At 73.0% G+C, this 17,681-nt stretch carries 18 protein-coding genes; 6 read left to right on the plus strand and 12 right to left on the minus strand.

The window, feature by feature from the left end; translation table 11 throughout:
* Positions 1-113: 113 nt before the first annotated feature.
* The 4 genes from AB0B01_RS15130 to AB0B01_RS15145 form a co-directional block, all read right to left on the minus strand.
* A complete protein-coding gene (locus AB0B01_RS15130) occupies positions 114-1,613 on the minus strand; it encodes a M4 family metallopeptidase (RefSeq protein ID WP_361718180.1) in 1,500 nt (499 codons plus the stop codon).
* A gap of 302 nt (positions 1,614-1,915) precedes the next feature.
* Positions 1,916-2,968 (minus strand): M4 family metallopeptidase, encoded by a 1,053-nt coding sequence (locus tag AB0B01_RS15135; protein WP_361717910.1) that lies wholly within the window; start codon positions 2,966-2,968, stop codon positions 1,916-1,918.
* Positions 2,969-3,078: 110 nt separating this feature from the next.
* A complete protein-coding gene (locus AB0B01_RS15140; RefSeq protein WP_361718183.1) occupies positions 3,079-3,924 on the minus strand; it encodes a class II glutamine amidotransferase in 846 nt (281 codons plus the stop codon).
* A 99-nt stretch (positions 3,925-4,023) separates the two neighbouring features.
* Positions 4,024-4,998 (minus strand): LLM class F420-dependent oxidoreductase, encoded by a 975-nt coding sequence (locus AB0B01_RS15145; RefSeq protein ID WP_361717913.1) that lies wholly within the window; start codon positions 4,996-4,998, stop codon positions 4,024-4,026.
* Positions 4,999-5,265: 267 nt separating this feature from the next.
* Between AB0B01_RS15145 and AB0B01_RS15150 the strand changes: the two genes are divergently transcribed.
* The 4 genes from AB0B01_RS15150 (at position 5,266) to AB0B01_RS15165 (ending at position 8,558) form a co-directional block, all read left to right on the plus strand.
* Positions 5,266-6,027 carry a DUF72 domain-containing protein gene (locus tag AB0B01_RS15150; protein ID WP_361717916.1) on the plus strand — a complete coding sequence of 254 codons (762 nt, stop codon included), beginning with the start codon at positions 5,266-5,268 and terminating at the stop codon, positions 6,025-6,027.
* A gap of 397 nt (positions 6,028-6,424) precedes the next feature.
* Positions 6,425-6,784, plus strand: coding sequence for a PRC-barrel domain-containing protein (locus tag AB0B01_RS15155; RefSeq protein WP_361717919.1), 360 nt, complete (start codon positions 6,425-6,427; stop codon positions 6,782-6,784).
* On the plus strand, positions 6,781-7,446 hold the full coding sequence (locus AB0B01_RS15160) for an HAD family hydrolase (RefSeq protein WP_361717922.1): 666 nt from the start codon (positions 6,781-6,783) through the stop codon (positions 7,444-7,446). Before AB0B01_RS15155 ends, AB0B01_RS15160 begins: the two co-directional genes overlap by 4 nt.
* 14 nt (positions 7,447-7,460) lie before the next feature.
* Entirely contained in the window at positions 7,461-8,558 is a 1,098-nt protein-coding gene (locus AB0B01_RS15165; RefSeq protein WP_361717925.1) for an NAD-dependent epimerase/dehydratase family protein, read from the plus strand.
* Positions 8,559-8,590: 32 nt separating this feature from the next.
* On the opposite strand, the gene AB0B01_RS15170 is transcribed toward AB0B01_RS15165, so the two are convergent.
* From AB0B01_RS15170 to AB0B01_RS15200, 7 genes are all read right to left on the minus strand, one after another.
* The gene (locus tag AB0B01_RS15170) at positions 8,591-9,994 is read right to left on the minus strand and encodes an Ig-like domain-containing protein (protein WP_361717928.1); all 1,404 of its coding nucleotides are present in this window, start codon (positions 9,992-9,994) and stop codon (positions 8,591-8,593) included.
* A 215-nt stretch (positions 9,995-10,209) separates the two neighbouring features.
* Positions 10,210-10,437, minus strand: coding sequence for a DUF6296 family protein (locus tag AB0B01_RS15175; RefSeq protein WP_361717931.1), 228 nt, complete (start codon positions 10,435-10,437; stop codon positions 10,210-10,212).
* 94 nt (positions 10,438-10,531) lie between these two features.
* On the minus strand, positions 10,532-11,734 hold the full coding sequence (locus AB0B01_RS15180; RefSeq protein WP_361717934.1) for an aromatic acid exporter family protein: 1,203 nt from the start codon (positions 11,732-11,734) through the stop codon (positions 10,532-10,534).
* A gap of 93 nt (positions 11,735-11,827) precedes the next feature.
* Entirely contained in the window at positions 11,828-12,496 is a 669-nt protein-coding gene (locus AB0B01_RS15185) for a 1,4-alpha-glucan branching protein (RefSeq protein WP_361717937.1), read from the minus strand.
* 61 nt (positions 12,497-12,557) lie between these two features.
* A complete protein-coding gene (locus AB0B01_RS15190; protein WP_361717939.1) occupies positions 12,558-13,178 on the minus strand; it encodes an L-threonylcarbamoyladenylate synthase in 621 nt (206 codons plus the stop codon).
* 17 nt (positions 13,179-13,195) lie between these two features.
* Entirely contained in the window at positions 13,196-15,154 is a 1,959-nt protein-coding gene (locus AB0B01_RS15195) for a hypothetical protein (protein WP_361717942.1), read from the minus strand.
* Positions 15,155-15,436: 282 nt separating this feature from the next.
* Positions 15,437-15,598, minus strand: coding sequence for a hypothetical protein (locus AB0B01_RS15200; protein ID WP_361717945.1), 162 nt, complete (start codon positions 15,596-15,598; stop codon positions 15,437-15,439).
* A 67-nt stretch (positions 15,599-15,665) separates the two neighbouring features.
* On the opposite strand from AB0B01_RS15200, the gene AB0B01_RS15205 reads away from it, so the two are divergent.
* Both AB0B01_RS15205 and AB0B01_RS15210 read left to right on the plus strand, forming a co-directional pair.
* Complete coding sequence (locus AB0B01_RS15205) at positions 15,666-16,067, plus strand: VOC family protein (RefSeq protein ID WP_361717948.1); 402 nt, start codon at positions 15,666-15,668, stop codon at positions 16,065-16,067.
* A gap of 122 nt (positions 16,068-16,189) precedes the next feature.
* Positions 16,190-16,537, plus strand: coding sequence for a VOC family protein (locus AB0B01_RS15210; RefSeq protein WP_361717951.1), 348 nt, complete (start codon positions 16,190-16,192; stop codon positions 16,535-16,537).
* Here the strand turns inward: AB0B01_RS15210 and AB0B01_RS15215 are convergent.
* Entirely contained in the window at positions 16,504-17,634 is a 1,131-nt protein-coding gene (locus AB0B01_RS15215; RefSeq protein ID WP_361717954.1) for a winged helix-turn-helix domain-containing protein, read from the minus strand. The two genes, AB0B01_RS15210 and AB0B01_RS15215, sit on opposite strands and share 34 nt — an antisense overlap.
* Between the last annotated feature and the right edge of the window lie 47 nt (positions 17,635-17,681).

Here is a 17,681-nt window from a genome sequence, read left to right on the forward strand (position 1 = left end):
CTCCTGCGGGAAGGCCACGATCTGGAGGTGCATGACGTCGCGCACGCGGTCGCGCACCTCCAGCAGCGCGTCCAGCGCCGCCCGCAGGGGCGGCGCGACACGGCGGTTCTGGATCACTTCACGTTGACCGCGGTCCAGGCGGCGGCGACCGTCTGGTACTCGGTGCTGCCGGAGCCGTACAGGTCCGCGGCGGCCTGCAGGGTCGCCGTCCGGGCGCCCGCGTAGTCCGTCGAGGAGGTCATGTACACGGACAGCGCCTTGTACCAGATCTTGTACGCCTTGGTCCGGCCGACCCCGGTGACGGTGGAGCCGTCGGCGGTGGGCGAGTTGTAGCTCACGCCGTTGACGGTCTTCGCGCCGCTGCCCTCGGACAGCAGGTAGAAGAAGTGGTTCGCCGGGCCGGAGGAGTTGTGGACGTCGAGGCGGCCGACGTTGCGGTCCCAGTAGTCCGCGGAGGCACCGTCGCGGCTCGGCTTGTCCATGTACCGCAGGGGCGTGCCGTTCCCGCGGATGTCGATCTTCTCGCCGATGAGGTAGTCGCCGGGGTCGGAGGCGTTGGCCGCGTAGAACTCGACCGCGGTGCCGAGGATGTCCGAGGTCGCCTCGTTGAGGCCGCCGGACTCCCGGCTGTAGCGCAGGCCCGCCGTGGAGGCGGTCAGACCGTGCGACATCTCGTGGCCGGCCACGTCGAGCGAGGTCAGCGGCTTGGTGTTGTTCGCTCCGTCGCCATAGGTCATGCAGAAGCACGAGTCGGACCAGAAGGCGTTGACGTAGGCGTTCCCGTAGTGGACGCGGGAGTACGCCGCGACGCCGTCGCCGCGGATGCCGAGGCGGCCCAGCTCGTTCTTGTAGAAGTCCCAGGTGACGGCCGCACCGTAGTGCGCGTCGACCGCGGCCGTCTGCCGGTTGGCGGGGGTGCCGTCCCCCCAGGTGTCGTCGGCGTCCAGGAACAGCGACCCGGTGCCGTTGGTGCCGCCGGCCAGGTCGTAGGTCTTGTGGCCGCCGCGGGCGTCGTCGGTCAGCTCGAACTGGGACCCGTTGGCCTTCGTGCCGAGGGTGACGGAGCCGCTGTACTCGCTCTTGCCGATGCCCGTCTCGATCCCGTCGTACGAGTAGAGCACCTTGCCGCTGCGGGCATCGGTGACGGTGTGCAGCTCGCTCGGCGTACCGTCGTGGCCGACGCCTTCGGTGACGGTCTCCCAGGCGAGCACCGGCGTCCCGCCGGCGGCCCAGACGACCTTGCGGGCGCCCTTGGGCGCGGCGAGCGAGGCGGTCTTGGTGTCGACCGATATCCGTGCCGCGGTCGCCTTGGTGGTGGAGCGGGCGCCGTTCTTCCCGGTGTGCACGACCAGGTCGCCGCCGAGGACCGGCAGGCCGGCGTACGTACGCTCGTAGCGGGTGTGGACGGTACCGTCCGCGTCCTTGACGACGTCCCGGACCACGAGCGCTTCCTCGCCGGCGAGGCCGATGGCCTTCGCGGTGTCCGCGGCCTCGGTCTGGGCCTGCGCGATGGCGGAGGCGCGCGCCGAGCCCGTCAGGGCGACGGCCGTGGCTCCGGCCTCACGGTCGGCGGAGGCCTGGGCGGGACCGCTCTGCACCGCGAGGGCGACCATCGCGGCGGAAGCGACGAGGGCGGCGGTGCGCAGCACGTGGATGCGGCTGTGGGAGGTGGGGGTTGAGGACGTGGGGTGGGGGGTCACTCGATCTCCTTGGCTGGCCGTGGGGGGCAGTGCAGGAGAGAGTGCCAGGAAGTGGCCGATCATTGACAGGTGCGCAACAAGGATTTGACCTTCTGTTGTCCGAAGGCTGCACATCCGTGTCCGCTCACCGGTGAATCGGCATGGAATTGGCCGGATTTGACACGGTGTCGGTTCCGGCCCCCGACCGGGCGCGGAACCGACACCGTATGCAGTGGTTACCCGACTCCGGGAATCTGGCGGGCCCGGAACGCGGCGCGGACCGCGTCCGCTGCGCTCTTGCCGTACATGCGCTGGGCCGTCGCGATGGTCGTCAGCGCCGCGTCCTGGAAGCTCGTGTCGGGGCGGAAGCCGAACTGCGCGTTCACGATGATCCGGTCGGCGGTCCGGGCGCCCAGGGCCCCGCGGATGTCGAACAGCGCCCGCGACCAGATCTCACCGTCCGCGTGCACCTCGCCCACCCGGTCCGCGTACACCTTGTCGCCGTCGATGCGGCGCAGGCAGTGCGGAGCCGCGCTGTACCCGGTCGAGTCCCAGTCGGCGACACACGCGAGGTCCGTCCTGCGCTGCCACCCGTGGACCTCGTCCGCGTGCGCGCCGACCTCGACCGCGAGGTAGTCCCCGAAGGCCTCGCCGATGGCACCGGCCTCCGGAGAGGTGCCGAAGCCGGGGACCTGCGCGTTGTGCACGGCGTGGCCGTACTCGTGGACGATCACCTCGGCGTCCTCGGCGTCGTCCACCCCGCCCTTGCCGAAGCGGATCTCGGCCTTCTTGTCCGTGAAGAAGGAGTTGTCCGCCCCGTACTGGTTGATCCGGACCGGCTGCGCGCGGTCGTTGGCCCCCGGCAGCTCGCTGCCGAAGCCGAGGCCCTGGAGGTACTCCTGGGCCTCGTTCACCCAGAAGTAGGCCATGACCTGCTCGAACTGGTCGTCGGCACGGGAGTAGGCGCCCGCGTCCGCGGTCTTGGCGGAGCTGCCGGTGTCGGAACGGACGTACGCCCACCTTCCCGACAGCGACCCGCTGCCGTCGAGGTTGCGCAGGGCCGCGGTGGCGTACGCCGACGCGGGTACGGCGTCGGCGGCGTCCTTCGCGTCGGTCAGCGTCTGGTCCCCGGAGGACTGGACCGGATTGACCATGAAGAGGCGGGCCTGAGGCAGCGGCGCCTCGGAGCTCGCCCCCGAGGGCAGGGCCGAGACCGGACCGGCCAGGGCGAACAGGGCCGCGGTGGTGGTGGCCGCGGCCATCAGGCCGCGGGATGTGCGGCGGGCCATAGACGTCTCCCGTGATGGAGTGGTGGCGTATGCGGCCGCGATCTTCGCGTACGCCTGCTCCATTTGGCCAGGGGTCCGGCCCGGGAGTTTCGCAGGAGGTGCAGGACGGTTCAGGGCAGTTCGGGAATGAACGGCAGATAGTCGACCGTGCCGTCGGAGGGCACGACGGCGTAGCTCGCCTCGGGCAGCTCGTTCCACACACCGGGGAGGTCACCCAGCGGTTCGGAGACGACCAGCCGGGTGTCGTCGGACACCTTGCGCAGGTACGGCAGTTCGGGATAAAGCTGACGTACGGTCTCCGCCCGGCTGCTGTAGAAGAGCGAGCGGGACCTGCCCTCGCTGGAGTAGCGGAAGGCCCACACCTGCGCGCCGTCACTGACCGCCACGGTCATCTGCATGGGGTCCGGGACACCGTGCTCCTTGCCGAGCCGCTCCACCAGACCCACCATCCGGGCGACCGCCCCGGGCGGGTCCTGGTCCAGACCGAAGGTGACGGCCAGGTAGAACATCACCTCGGAGTCCGTCGAACCCTCGATGCACGGGAACAGCGCCGGGTCGACGGCCATGCAGAGGTCGCGCTGCAGGCGGTGGAAATCGGTGATCGCTCCGTTGTGCATCCACAGCCAGCGGCCGTGGCGGAAGGGGTGGCAGTTGGTCTGCTGGATGGCCGAACCGGTGGAGGCGCGGACGTGCGCGAAGAACAGCGGCGAGCGCACGTGCGAGGCCAGTTCGCGCAGATTGCGGTTGTTCCAGGCCGGCCCGATGTCACGGTACACCGCAGGCGTACCGTCACTCTCGGGGTCGGCGCTGTACCAGCCGATGCCGAAACCGTCGCCGTTGGTCGACTCGACGCCCATCCGCGCACGCAGACTCTGATTGATCAGTGAGTGCTCCGGCTTGTACAGCACCGCGTCGAGAAGCATCGGCGTACCGGAGTAGGCGAGCCAGCGACACATCAGCATCATCCCTCTCCTGCGCCCCGTCCGAGCCTAACGCGCTCCGGACGGGGATGCGCCGTACGCGCCGGACGGCTCGTCCCGGCCTCGGACCTCGGACTACGACGGCCGCAGGGCGCGCAGGGCCGGGAGCAGCGTGGATTCGGCCCACTCCAGGAACGGCTCCTGGTGGCCGCCGCCCACCTGGACGAGGGCGACCTCGGAGAAGCCCGCGTCGACGTACGGACGCACCGCCTCGACGAAATCATCCACGTTGTCGCCGCACGGAATGCTCTGCGCGACGTCCTCCGGGCGGACGTGCTCGGACGCCTGCTCGAAGGAGGCCGGACCGGGCAGTTCCGCATTGACCTTCCAGCCCAGCGCCGACCAGCGGAACTGCTCGTGGGCCCGTTTGACGGCGGCGTCACGGTCCGTGTCGTAGCACACCGCCAACTGGCCCACCGCGGGCTTTCCGGCCCCGCCGGCCCGGGCGAAGGCCTCCAGGAGCTCGCGTTCGGGGTCGATCGCGATCACCAGATCGGCCAGCCGGCCCGCCAGCTCGCACGAGTGCTCCCCGGACACCGCCACCCCGATCGGCGGAGGCTCCCCCGGAAGATCCCACAGCCGGGCGTTCTCCACGTCGAAATGGCGCCCGTGGTGGCTGACCGTCCCGCCCTCGAACAGCGCCCGGATGATCCCCACCGCCTCCTCCAGCATCTCCAGGCGGACGTGCGCGGCGGGCCACCCGCGCCCGACGACGTGCTCGTTGAGACGCTCCCCGGACCCCAGGCCGAGCCGGAAGCGGCCCCCGGACAGCTCCTGCAGCGTCGCGGCCTTCTGGGCCACCACGGCAGGGTGGTACCGCATGGTGGGGCAGGTCACGTACGTCATCAGCGGGATCGTCGAGGTGGCCTGCGCGGCCGCCCCGAGCACGGTCCAGGCGTACGGGGCGTGCCCCTGCGCCTCCAGCCACGGGAAGTAGTGGTCGGAGGTCACACAGAAGTCGAACCCCGCCCGCTCCGCGCCGACGACGTGCTCCACGAGCTCACGCGGTCCGGCCTGCTCGGTCATCATCGTGTATCCGATTCGCACCATGCGCGACGTCTTGCCGCAATGTACGCGCATGAAACCCGGGACGCACCCGTTGGAGCCGGGCGGGTGCACGCTGCACCCGCCGGGGCAGCAGGGCCACGCTTGCCCGGCAGCGGGCCGGGTACGCGCCGGTCAGGCGGATTCCGATCGGAGAACGGGTGCCGGAATGGACGGCGACGAGCTCTCGCCCCGCGAGCGGGCGCTGCGTGCGGAAATCGAACAGGACCTGGGGTACGACGAGCCGTCGGCCTCGGACCCGGGGTAGCAGCCATGCCCGTGCACGTGGGAACCTCCGGATGGCAGTACCGGGACTGGTCCGGGCTCCTCTACCCCGAGGGCCGGCCGCAGCGGCTGTGGCTGGAGGAGTACGCCCGCCACTTCCGCACCGTGGAGAGCAACAACGCCTTCTACCGGCTGCCCGACCCGCGGACCTTCGCGGCCTGGCGCGAGCGCACCCCGGACGGCTTCGTCATGGCCGTGAAGGCCAGCCGCTTCCTGACCCACATCAAACGCCTCCGTGACCCGGAGGAGCCGGTGCACCGGCTCATGGAGCACAGCAGCGCCCTCGCCGAGCGGCTGGGCCCCGTCCTCCTCCAGCTTCCCCCCACGCTGCACGCGGACCCGCAGGCGCTGGACAGGTGCCTGCGCTGCTTCCCCGCGGGCACCCGGGTGGCCGTGGAGCCGCGGCACGCCTCGTGGTGGAACGCGGACGTGCAGGCGGTCCTCACCGAACGGGCCGCGGCCCTGTGCTGGGCGGACCGGGACTCGCGCCCGGTCACCCCGCTGTGGCGCACCGCCGACTGGGGGTACGTGCGCTTCCATGCGGGCCGGGCCCGCCCCGCCCCCCGGTACGGCAGGACCGCCCTGCGCTCGTGGGCCGCCCGCATCGCCGAGACCTGGCCCCCGGACGCCGAGGTCTACGCGTACTTCAACAACGACACGGGCGGTGCGGCCGTCCACGATGCCCGGGCCTTCATGCGCCTGACCGGGGACCGGGGCCCGGCCCCCGGGCCGGCGCCGCCGGTCAGGTGACCGGTTCGGGCGCCGGTACCGGCCCGGGCAGCGGCCCCGGCTCGGGGTGCGGCTCGGGCCGCGGCGCGGGCTCGGGCTGCGGGTCCGGCTCGGGCTGCGGCGGCGCCGGCGGCACCGGATCCGGGCCGCCGGGAGCGGGCACCGGTCCGGGCAGGGGGCCCGGCTGCGGCCCGGGGCCGGGACCGGGTGCGGGCGTGGGACTCGGGGGTACGGGATCGCGCGGGGGAGTGCCCATGGTGGCCTTCCTGGCTCGGGGGACGTTCCAAGGGGCGGCTACCCCCGCCGCGGCCGCCGACACGGCCGGGCCTCCCGGCCTGGCGGGCGGCATAGTGCAGGCTGGACAGGGCAGGTGCGTCGGTGAACATCATCGGTCATTCCGGACAGAGGAGCCGCTCGCATGATCGTCAATCTGTGGGGATACCGTGAGACCTCGGGCAGGCTGGAGGGGGTCGACCTGACCGGGTACAAGGTCGAGGCCGTCGACGGCGCCATCGGCAAGGTGGACAAGCACTCCGACGAGGTCGGCGCCGCCTACCTGGTGGTCGACACGGGCCCGTGGATCTTCGGCAAGGAAGTGCTCCTGCCGGCGGGCACCGTCTCCCGCATCGACCCCGAGGAGCGGAAGATCCAGGTCGACCGCACGCGCGACCAGATCAAGCACGCGCCCGAATTCGTCAGGGACAGGCACCTCGGCGACGCGGACTACCACCGCGTCATCGGGGTGTACTACGGCAGCGGACCGGAACACCGGGCATGACCCGCGCTGCCCTGTTCGACGTCGACGGGACGCTCACCGACACCAACCACCTGCACGTCACGTGCTGGTGGGAGGCGTTGCGGCAGGCCGGCCAGCACGTCCCCATGCACGCCATCCACCGCGCGATCGGCCTCCCGGGCGAGGACCTGCTGGCCCACCTGCTCGGCGACGGGCGCGACGAGGACGAGGACGAGGCGCTCAAGGCCGCGCACGACACGCTGTACGGCACGTACTTCGACCGGCTGCCCCGCATCGACGCCGCCGACGAACTGCTGCGCGCACTCCACGGGCGGGGCTGGCGGGTCGTCCTCGTGACCTCCGCGGGCGGCGCCGAACTCGGGGCGCTGAAGCGGGCCATCGGGGCGGACGACGCGATCACCGACAGCGGGAGCTCCGACGACGTCGACCGCGGCAAGCCCGCCCCCGATCCCGTCCACCACGCCCTCAAGCTCGCCGGGGCGGACGCCCCGGACTCCGTCCTCGTCGGCGACACGGTGTGGGACATGAAGGCCGGAGCCCGGGCCGGCGTCACCTGCGTCGGCCTGCTCTGCGGCGGCATCCCGCGCGGCGACCTGGAGGAGGCGGGGGCCCGCGCCGTGTACCGGCACCCCCGCGACCTGCTCGACCAACTCGACCGCAGCCCCTTCGGGGCACCCTCCTGAACGGAGCCGCCGCCATGACCTCCGCCCCCGCACCCGGCCCGGTGCCCGTGCCAGGATCCGCCGCAGAAGAGCCCTCCGGAGACGGCCTGCGCGTGGTGGTCGTCGGCGCCACCGGCAACGTCGGCACCAGCGTGGTCCAGGCCCTGGCCGACCACCCCGCGGTGGCCTCCGTCACCGGACTGGCGCGCCGGGTACCGAACTGGCAGCCCCCGAAGACGCACTGGCGGTCCGTCAGCATCGAGCCCGGCGGTCAGGACCTGGTCCCGCTGTTCGACGGAGCGGACGCCGTGGTCCACCTGGCCTGGAAGTTCCAGCCCACCCACCGCCCCGCCGAGACCTGGGAGACCAATGTCCTCGGCTCCCTCCGCGTGTTCGATGCCGTGGCCGCCGCCGGGGTGCCCGCCCTCGTCCACGCCTCGTCCGTCGGCGCGTACTCGCCCGGCCCCCGCCACCGCCCGGTGGACGAGTCCTGGCCCACGCACGGCTGGCCGCAAGCCGCGTACTGCCGCGAGAAGGCCTACCTGGAACGCGTACTCGACGCCTACGAGGCCGTCTTCCCCGGCATCCGCGTGGTCCGGATGCGCCCCGCCTTCCTCTTCAAGCGGGAGTCCGCCTCCGAGCAGCGCCGGATCTTCGCGGGCCGCCTGCTGCCCGGCAGCCTCGTACGCCCCGGGCTGATCCCCCTCGTGCCCGAACTGGAGGGCCTGCGCTTCCAGGCCCTCCACACCGACGACGCGGCGGCGGCCTACCGCGAGGCGGTGCTGCGCCCCGTGCGCGGCGCGTTCAACCTCGCCGCGGGCCCGCCGCTGGACGGCGCGACCCTGGCCCGCATCTTCGCCGCCAAGCCCGTCCGGCTGCCCACCGCCGCCGTGCGGGCAGGGATCGCCGCGGCGTGGCGCATGCGGCTGGTCCCGGCGTCCCCCGACCTGTTCGACGCGGTGCTGCGGCTGCCCCTGCTGGACGCCTCGCGCGCCCAGGAGGAGCTGGGCTGGCAGCCCCGGCGCAGCTCGGTCGAGGCCTTCGAGGAGTTCCTGGCGGGCCTGCGGGAGGGCGCCGGGATGCCGACCGCCCCCCTGACGCCCACCGGCCGGCCGTCCCCGTCCGGCACCTGACCGCCCCGCGGGCCGGGCGGCGGACGGGGCGGTCAGGTCAGGGGGCGCAGCCGAGCGGCGCTGCGGGGGGAGGACGCCGGGGAGCCGGAGGCGGGGGCGACCGCGGCGCTGAGGGCGCTGCCCGCCTGCCAGGCCCGCCAGTCGAGGTTCCAGTCGCCGAAGCCGTTGTCGAACGGCGCCATGCGCTCGCCCTCGCTGTTCACCACCTCCACGATGTCGCCTTCCCGTACGGTCCGGAAGAACCAGGCGGCGTCCGCGGTGCTCATGCCGGTGCAGCCGTGGCTGACGTTCTCCTCGCCCTGCGATTCGACCGACCAGGGCGCGGCGTGCACGTACTCGCCGCTCCACGTCACGCGCGTCGCGTAGAAGACCGGCATGTCGTAGAACTCGCTCGTCCCGCGCTGGATGCCGACGCTGTCCCCCCGCATCCGTACCTGGTACTCCTTGCTCAGGACGACCTTGATGCCGCTGCGGGTCCGGAAGCCCGCTTTGCCGGTCGTGACCGGGATTGTGCGCAGGACGCGCCCGTTGCGGCGGACGGTCATCTCGTGCGCCGCCGCGTCGGTGACCGCCTCGATCCGGTCCCCGACGGTGAACTGCACGGGTTCCGACGGGCCTCCGTACCGGTGGTCGCCGACCTGCACCCCGTCCAGACCGCTGCGCACGCGCACCACGGCGTTGGCGGGCCAGTACGTACGGGGCCGGTAGTGCAGGGTCGAGTCGTCGACCCAGTGCCAGGCGCCCTCCACCGCGGGCTCCGAGGTCACCTCCAAGGACCGCTCCAACCGGGCCCGCGCCGCGCGGTCGGCGGCCGGAACCGGGTGGCTCAGGGCGGCCGTCACGATCTGCCCCGCCCCGTACGTCCCCGGCCGCGGCCCGAACTCCACCGTGAGCCTGTCCCGCTCCCGCGGCGGGGCGGTGCGGAACGCCATGGTCACCCCGACCGGGGTCCCGGAGGCGTCCTGCGCGCCGACGCGGACGGTGTAGGTCTCGCCGGCCCGCAGCGGTTCGGTGTTGGTCCACTGCCGGCTCTTCGGGGCGAGTTCGCCGCCCACGTAGCGCCCGTGCCCGTCGCGGACGGTGACGTCGGTGAGCCGGCCCGGGTCGGCGAGGGAGATCTCCAGCGGGCCGCCCGCATCGGTGGGGAACACCACCGTGCGCCCCGCCTGCGCCGCCTTGCGGGACGCGGGGCCGCGCTGGACGGAGCCCGCTCCCCGCGCGGTGGCCCGCACCCGCTCCTCGCGCCAGCCGGTGCACCGTCCTGCGCGGTACGCCTCCCCCGCGCACCGCTCGACGGCGCCGCCGCGGCCCTCCTCCAGGGCCCTGCCGACCAGCAGCGTCACCGCCGCGTCCTGGCCGGTGGGCCAGTAGCGGGGCACATCGGGTGCGGGCAGGCTGCCGGGGGCCGCGGCGACGACGAGCGCGGCCCCGGCCACCGCGGCGACCGCGCTCCACAGCCTGTTCCGTCGCGTCGAGGTCGACGTCGAAGTAGGTGTCGGTGTCGGTGACGTGGCCACGCAGCCCTCCCGGTTCGCCCACGGCTGGAATACCAGCATCAAAGCGACTGCGGACCGAAATAATGATCATGCACTCGGGTTGTGCGGCCGAACGGGGGGCCAAGAGCACTCGAACGGAGCAACGCGCCGTACGGTCAGGGCAGGGCCTTGACCCCCACCACCCTGGCCGGGCTCTGCGCGCCTCCGGAGGCCAAAATGCGCACTTCCCCCTGGTCGCTGATCTCCGCCCGGACGATTCCGGTCGCATCCTCGTAGACCGGATGGCCGCCCGGCCCCGTCTGGCCGTTGGGCGCCACGACGACGACGTCCTCGCCCCCCTCGGGGCCCTCGGAAAAAATCAGCTCGTAACGCTGGGAACTCATGTGTGTCCTCCCTCGGCCGGGCGCACGGAGATCTCCCCTTCCATCATGCGCGCAGGTCGTGAGGGCCGCCCGGTCAGCGCCGGTCGCCGCCGGGTCAGCGCCGGGTCAGTCGGGCCAGCACGCCCGCGGGACGGGGCCGGGCCCGGTCGAGCTCCTCCACCAGGCGTTCCGTCCGCTTCTCCACGCCAAGCTCGTCCAGGACCCGGTCCACCTCGGCCAGCAGCGCCCCGTGCAGCTGCCATTGCGCGGGGTCGCCCCGCACCTCGTCCAGGAGCAGGTGGGCCACCCGGTCGCGGGCGGTGCGGGCGGCCTCCAGGGCGCGGGCGAGGTCCTCCTCGGCCTGCTCCGCGTTCGCGCTGATCTGTGCGGTGACCAGCGTGGCGAAGCTGGCCACGGCCGTGGCCTGGTGGGTGAACAGGGCGTGCAGTGCCACCGCGATGTGCTCGGGGTACAGGGAGCCGTGCGGGCGCGCCTTCGCCAGGTCGGTCAGGGTGCGGCAGGCCACCCGCAGGACCACCGCGCAGATCTCCAGCGTGTCCAGGCCGGTACGCAGGACCACCCGCTGGAGCAGGCTCTCCTTCACCCGCGGGTTCAGCCGCAGGCTGTCCTCGGCCTGCCGCAGGGCCGCGTCCACCTGCACGATGTCGTGGTCGAGGCGGCGCGCCTCGTGCAGCCGCTCGGCCGCCTGGGGGAAGGCCGCGCTCCCGGTGCGCCCGGTGAGACCGTCGCGCATGTGCCCCAGCAGCTCGCCCATCCGGGCGGCGAGGCCGGTGATGGCGGCCCCGGCGGGCGCCGTCCACACGGGCGGGGTCAGGAGCAGGTTGAACAGGAAGCCGACGACGGCACCGATCAGGGTCTCCAGCACCCGGTCCCAGGCCGTCTCGCCCACCCGGGCCACACCGAGCACCAGCATCGCGCTGATGGCGACCTCGGGCACGAACTCGTCGACGCGTACGAGGTGCCCGACGGCCAGGGAAGCGAGGATGACCAGCCCGAGGCTCCACCAGGTGAGCCCGACGAGGGTGCTGAACAGGACGGCGACCAGGACACCCGCGACCACCGAGTTCACCCGCCTGATGCTGGTGGTGAGCGTGGCGTACAGGGTCACCTGGACCACCAGCAGGGCGGTGAGCGGTGCGGTCAGCGGGGCGGGCTCACTGCTGAGGGCCAGGGCGACGACGTAGCTGACCACGGCGGCGGCCGTCGAGCGGACCGCCTGCACCACCACGGGTTCCCGGCGGTGGCGTACCAGGTGTACGAGATCGCGGACGGAATCGGGGATCGCAGGAGTCGGCATATGCCCCCGCTTGCCCACTGGGAACACGAAACACACCTACACCGCATTTCACCACCGCCCTGGCCGTGTCCGCCGAGGCGCCCGGCCGACGGCCTACGCGTGCACGACGGCGTACCGGCCCCGGGCCGTTCGCCCGTCCGGGAGCGTCCACCCTGCGGTGACGTGCCCGAGGGGCGGCGCGTCGGCGGGGGTCTCCGGTTCGGGCCGGAGCACGCGCCGGATCCCGAGGGTCAGCTGCCCGCCCGCGCCGCCCCCTACGAGGAGCTCCGTGGTCGACGGCCCGTCCGTCACCACCAGCAGCCCCTCCGGCGCCTGCACGGGCACCTGCACGCTCCCGGCCAGGTGGGCGGCGACGGTCGGGTCGGGCGTATCGCTCATGCTCTGGGCCTGCGGCTCCGCCTCGCCCCGGAGGAAGGCTGCCAACTGGGCGAACAGGACCGGGTCATGGGCCCCGTCGTAGATCCACCGGCGTCCCAGCACCCCGTGCTCGGACGTGCCGATGAGCGCCTCCTCCGCACCCTCCAGGGGCGCTCCGCGGTAGGTGAGGGGCACGAGGTACGTCACCGGCTCCGGCCCCGACTCGTCGGTGACCGCCATGAACTCGATCCCGACCTCCCCCTTCGGGTCGTCCAGCCGGAAGCCGCCGGCCTTGCTCAGCCGCGGCTCGCTCCCGGTGGCCCGGTACCAGGACCGGCCGGGCAGCCACGAGGCGAGCAGTTCCAGCTTCGTGGGGCTCAACGTGGTGCGGTGGATGACGGCCATGCCTCGAACACCCTTTCTCTGACGCCTTGTTCGAGGGTGACGCTACACCGCACCGGCACCGTCACTCGAAGCGGCTGGTGTCCCCGGCCCCGCGCCGTACGATCTCGGCCTCGCCGCCCGAGAAGTCGATGACCGTGGTCGGCTCGGTCCCGCAGTCGCCCGAGTCGACCACGACGTCCACCACGTGTTCGAGCCGTTCCTTGATCTCCCAGCCCTGCGTCATCGGCTCGCTCTCGTCCGGGAGGAGCAGGGTGCTGGACAGCAGCGGCTCCCCGAGGTCGGCGAGCAGGGCCTGGGTGACGACGTGCTCGGGGATGCGGACGCCGACCGTCTTCTTCTTGGGGTGCAGCAGTTGGCGCGGCACCTCCTTCGTCGCCGGCAGGATGAAGGTGTAACTGCCGGGCGTACTCGCCTTGATCGCGCGGAACACGTCGTTGTCGACGTGCACGAACTGCCCCAGCTGCGCGAAGTTCTGGCACACCAGCGTGAAGTGGTGCCGGTCGTCGAGACCGCGGATCGACCGGATCCGGCTGAGCCCTTCCCGGTTGCCGAGCTGGCAGCCCAGGGCGTAGCAGGAGTCCGTCGGGTACGCGACGAGCGCGCCGGAGCGGATGCTGTCGGCAACGCTGCTGATGGTGCGCGGCTGAGGGTTCTCAGGGTGCACGTCGAAGTACTTCGCCATCCGCCGAGCGTACGCGATCAGCCGGTCCGCACGACCGCACCGCCGGCCGCCGTGCCCGCCCGCGCCGCACCGGCCTGCGCCGTGCCCGCCCGCGCCGTGCCCGCGGGCATCGGCGGAGTCGGCTGCGGGGAGCCCTCCAGGGCCAGCGCGGTGAGCACGACCAGCGAGTCCGTCCAGCCCAGGGGAGCGACCGAGGACGGCAGCCCGGCCCCGTTCACGCTCTCGGGAAGCTCGCCCAGCCCGTTCCGCTTCGACAGCACCCAGTCCAGCACCCTGGCCGCCCTCGCCTGCTCGCCCGTACCCGACCAGGCGAGGGCGAAGAAGGAGGTGCTGGCCGTCCAGGCGTACGGGCCCCAGCTGAAATCGGGGTCGTTGCCGGGCGAGACGCCGCCGTTGGGCAGCAGCAGCGCCCGATAGGCGGAGTCCAGGGCCCCGCCGAGGTCGGGCGGGGCGCTGTTGAACGGGGGCGCCATGAACGCCACCGCGCTGTCCAGGCCGTGCCTGCCGTCTGCGGTCCGCGGGTAGCCCAGCGGGGCGAAGACGTCGGCGATGCCCGCGGACAGCCGCCGGGCCGCCTCCGCCCAGCGTTCGGCGTCGCCGCTCATGCCCAGCCGGGCGGCCAGGTCGGCCGAGGCGTTGAGCCCGGCGAGCAGCGGGGCGGCGGTCCCGATGTTGGTGGTCGCGGTGCCCAGCTCCCAGTAGTCCGGGGACGCCGGAGGCAGCCCGTTCGGTCCCAGCGACCGGGCGGCGTAGTCGGCTGCCTTCCGCACCATCGGGTAGAGCGTGCGCAGGCGTTCGTCCCGCTCGTCCGGCGGCGCCGCCTGGTACCACTGCCAGGTGGCCCAGGGCACCCAGCCGTTGCCGTCGAGCTGCCACGGGCGGGCATCGGGGGGTCCGCTGCCGTCCAGCTTGGTCCGCGCCTCCCAGGTCCCGTCGGCCCGCTGGGTGCGCGCGTCGTAGCCCAGGATCCGGTACGCCTCGTCGTCGTGCCCGGTGGCGGCGAAGGCGGCCGCGGCGAAAGCGCCGTCCCGGGGCCAGGAGTACTCCCACGGCGGCGACCACCCCGCGGCGAACGCGCCGTTCGGCTTCAGCAGCGCCCGCATCGACAGCAGGGCGCGCTGCGTCGCGTCCCGCTGCGCGGCGGTGGTCCCCGGCACCTGGCCCGCGGCCAGCCAGCCGCGGCTCTCCTCGATCTGCGCGACGGCCCCCGCGTCGTCCGCCTCGACCACGGCGGACGCGGTCGCGCCCTCGGGCAGGTACCGCCACCGGCCGGACGGCAGGCGCAGCACGTTGCTGCCGTCGACGTAGGAGGCGCCGACGGCGAAGGAGGGCAGTACGGCCTCGGTGGCCACCCCGTTGGTCAGCAGGCCCGCCGTACGGGCCGCGAGCGCCGAGGCGGGCACGTAACAGGGCTCGGTCTCGCCGCAGCGCTCGCTCCCGGTGGGATTGACGTGGAAGGCCGGCCGGGCGGTGGTTTCGGCGTGCCAGCCGCCCCAGTACGCCTTGTCGTAGTTCCAGCTGGTCAGCGAGCCGGGGACGGACTGCTTGGTGCCGTACCAGGCGACGGGTCTGCTCTCCGCCGTGGTCGCCTGCACGAAGAGGTAGTACGTGGCGCCCGCGGTGACGGAGGCGCTGACCGGGAACTCGACCCAGCCCGCGCCGGCCCCGCCCAGCGCGGCGAGGTTCACGGTCTTCGAGGCGACCACCGACCCGGCGTCGGCGCGGACCCGGCGGACCTGGGCGGTCACGGTCCCGGTCGCGGCGCCGCTGCCCAGGTAGACACTGACCCGGGAGAGCCGGGTGCCGGCCACCGTGAAGGCCTGGGCTGCCGCGTTGTTGGCGGACTTCACGCTGAACAGGGCGGTCTCGCGGCGGGGCTGCCCGTCGTAGGCCGCGGCTGCCGCGGCGTTCGGGAGCACGGCGGGGACCCCCGTCAGCACCAAGGAGAGCAGAGCGGGCAGCGGGGCCCTCGCCATCACCATCGGGTACCGGCCCTTCCGTTGCTCGACGGGCGCGGCCGGGCGGAGGGTGCCGGGGCGCCGAAAGCTGGACCCACCTTGCACGCATCCGGTCCCGGCGAAGGGGGAGTGGGGGCGTGTTTCACCTGATGGGGCCGTAACGGCATCCGATCGTGTGACCTGACCTGACCTGACCTGACCTGACCTGACCTGACCTGACCTGACCTGACCTGACCTGACCTGACCGGAGCCGGCCGCGGCCGCCGGGATCCCGACGGCCCCTACGAGCTGTCCGGCCGATCACGTGCGAAGCCAGATGACCAGGGAGGCGGCGGTGATGGTGTCAAGGAACGCCGCCCAGGTGGAGCGGCGTGAGGCTGACTGGAAGGCGTCACCGGCCTCGGCCTGCGACCCCGGCAGCAAGCCTTCGAAGCCGTCGGTCGGCAGATTTCCTCCATCCATCCGTCACATCCTCCTGCCGGGGTTCGTCAGGGAGAGGAAAGAGACCGACGGAGGGAAGGACCACCCCATGCTGACCAACGTCATGTACGTGACGCTGTACGTCACCGACCAGGACCGCGCGCTGCGGTTCTACACCGAGCAGTTGGGCCTGGAGAAGCGCATCGACTTCCCGAACCCTGGCGGGCGCTTCCTCACCGTGGGCGTCCCCGGCAGTCCCGTCGAGATCCTCCTGTGGGCGCACGCCCCGGCCGCGGGCCAGCCGGCCGAGCCGGGCGCAACGCCCGGCCCGGTCATCCTTGAGTCGGACGACCTGCGCGCGGACTTCAAGGTGTTCCGCGACCGGGGTGTGACCTTCGACGAGCCGGAGCCGGTGGACTACGGCTTCGGCGTCCGCATCGAGACGGTGGACCCGGACGGCAACCGCATCTCGTTGCGCGAGCGCAGCCGCGCAGGCCGTGGCGACGGCTGACCGTTCGTAGACCCGGTATGGCAGGCGCGGCCCCGGGCCGCGCCTGCCACCGGGGCGAACGATGACGCGACAAGCCTGACAGTGTTGAACGAAGCCCTCCAACGCAACAGAGGAGTTCCAGCATGCCGATGAAGATCGACTCGGTGATCGCACGACAGCGCGTTGACGACCTGGACGCGGCCGTCCCCTTCTACGAGCGACTGACGGGCCGCACGGCCGACCGCTTCGCCTTCGCCGGTGTGCATCTGGCGAGTGTCGGGCCCTTCCTGCTGTTCTGCGGTCCGGACGAGGCAGTGCAGAGGGTCGCCGGGGTGAGCGCCACCCTGACGGTCGCAGATCTGGCCGCAGCCGTCGACGAAGCGGTCGCCGCCGGCGCCACGGTGGTAATGCCTGCGCAGCCCACCCCCAACGGTCACCGAGCGGTGCTGCGACACCCTCACGGGGGCGTGTACGAGTACGTCGGCCCCTGAACCGGGACCTGTCCGGGCGGTTGTGCTCCCGGAGAAGACCGCGCGGCTACGTCTGCCTCGGCAGAGTAACCGCCGCCGCCCTGGTCATCTGGCTTCGCACGTGATCGGCCGGACAGCTCCCGACCGTCGGCGAGCCACAGCTCGGCCAGGGGCGTACGCGCGTGGTGGACCGAGCGGCCCGTGCGGGTGGTGGTGAGGAGACCGGCGGCGCGGAGCGCGGAGGCATGGGCGGAGGCGGTGGCGTTGCTGACGCCGAGGCGGCGCGCCAGTCCCGTCGTCGTACGGGGTTGGTCCAGGCAGCGCAGCAGGGCGAGCCGGGTGCGCCCGAGGACCGCGGCGAGGGGCTCGTCCGGTGGGCCGCCCCGGTCCGGGACGGGGACCAGCGGCAGTCCCCGGCCCGCGGGGTAGGCGAGCGCCACCGGACGGTCCGGCAGGTCCTGGACGAGGGGGCCCTGCCGCCAGTGGAAGGTCGGTCGCAGGACCAGCCCGCGCCCGCCGAGCCGGACTTCACGCACCCCCGGGACGTCCGGCCGGGGCCATTCCCAGACCCCGCCGCGCAGCCGCGACCCCGGTGCCAGGGCGGTCAGGGCGGCGCCGATGCCCTGTTCTGCGGCGGTCAGGGCATGGTGGGTGAACTCCGACCGGTGCAGGTCCTGGACCAGCGGCCACACCGGCGCGAGCACCGACTCGTACGCCGCCCGCTGCGCCCGGACGAGTATCCGCCAGGCGCCGGCGTCCCCGCCGTGCAGGGAGCGGATCCACGGCGGGGCCGGCCGCTGTGCGTAGACCTGCTCGATGCCGGCCCGCACGAACTCCGGGCGGGCGGCCCTGATCAGCGCGAACCCCTCGTCCGGCGTGTCGCCGAGGACGTCGAGGAAGGCGGGGGCGCTCCCGTCCGGCACCAGGTCCGAGAGCGGCCGGACCGCGTGCGGCAGGGTCCGCAGCAGCCTGCTGCGCCAGCGCCCGAACAGCAGCTCCTCCTGCGGGGCGCCCAGCATCATCAGGGCCGCGTGCAGCTCGGGTAGGGGGGAGGGCCGCGGTGCGAACCGCACCCGGGCGAAGTCGTCCGACGTGAAATGGATCCGGATCACGCACATCTCCCTGCTCAGCGCCAGGCTTTCGGGCCTGGCCGCAAGCTTCGCCC

The organism is Streptomyces sp. NPDC044571, assembly GCF_040647115.1.
GTDB lineage: Bacteria > Actinomycetota > Actinomycetes > Streptomycetales > Streptomycetaceae > Streptomyces.

Excerpts from the sequence above, each read along its gene's own strand:
- AB0B01_RS15150 (WP_361717916.1), top strand. The coding sequence starts at position 5,266 with ATGCCCGTGCACGTGGGAACCTCCGGATGGCAGTACCGGGACTGGTCC.
- AB0B01_RS15130 (WP_361718180.1), bottom strand. The coding sequence starts at position 1,613 with ATGGTCGCCCTCGCGGTGCAGAGCGGTCCCGCCCAGGCCTCCGCCGAC.
- AB0B01_RS15215 (WP_361717954.1), bottom strand. The coding sequence starts at position 17,634 with ATGTGCGTGATCCGGATCCATTTCACGTCGGACGACTTCGCCCGGGTG.
- AB0B01_RS15145 (WP_361717913.1), bottom strand. The coding sequence starts at position 4,998 with ATGGTGCGAATCGGATACACGATGATGACCGAGCAGGCCGGACCGCGT.
- AB0B01_RS15195 (WP_361717942.1), bottom strand. The coding sequence starts at position 15,154 with ATGGCGAGGGCCCCGCTGCCCGCTCTGCTCTCCTTGGTGCTGACGGGG.
- AB0B01_RS15155 (WP_361717919.1), top strand. The coding sequence starts at position 6,425 with ATGATCGTCAATCTGTGGGGATACCGTGAGACCTCGGGCAGGCTGGAG.
- AB0B01_RS15180 (WP_361717934.1), bottom strand. The coding sequence starts at position 11,734 with ATGCCGACTCCTGCGATCCCCGATTCCGTCCGCGATCTCGTACACCTG.
- AB0B01_RS15140 (WP_361718183.1), bottom strand. The coding sequence starts at position 3,924 with ATGTGTCGCTGGCTCGCCTACTCCGGTACGCCGATGCTTCTCGACGCG.
- AB0B01_RS15165 (WP_361717925.1), top strand. The coding sequence starts at position 7,461 with ATGACCTCCGCCCCCGCACCCGGCCCGGTGCCCGTGCCAGGATCCGCC.
- AB0B01_RS15185 (WP_361717937.1), bottom strand. The coding sequence starts at position 12,496 with ATGGCCGTCATCCACCGCACCACGTTGAGCCCCACGAAGCTGGAACTG.
- AB0B01_RS15200 (WP_361717945.1), bottom strand. The coding sequence starts at position 15,598 with ATGGATGGAGGAAATCTGCCGACCGACGGCTTCGAAGGCTTGCTGCCG.
- AB0B01_RS15190 (WP_361717939.1), bottom strand. The coding sequence starts at position 13,178 with ATGGCGAAGTACTTCGACGTGCACCCTGAGAACCCTCAGCCGCGCACC.
- AB0B01_RS15210 (WP_361717951.1), top strand. The coding sequence starts at position 16,190 with ATGCCGATGAAGATCGACTCGGTGATCGCACGACAGCGCGTTGACGAC.
- AB0B01_RS15175 (WP_361717931.1), bottom strand. The coding sequence starts at position 10,437 with ATGAGTTCCCAGCGTTACGAGCTGATTTTTTCCGAGGGCCCCGAGGGG.
- AB0B01_RS15205 (WP_361717948.1), top strand. The coding sequence starts at position 15,666 with ATGCTGACCAACGTCATGTACGTGACGCTGTACGTCACCGACCAGGAC.
- AB0B01_RS15135 (WP_361717910.1), bottom strand. The coding sequence starts at position 2,968 with ATGGCCCGCCGCACATCCCGCGGCCTGATGGCCGCGGCCACCACCACC.
- AB0B01_RS15160 (WP_361717922.1), top strand. The coding sequence starts at position 6,781 with ATGACCCGCGCTGCCCTGTTCGACGTCGACGGGACGCTCACCGACACC.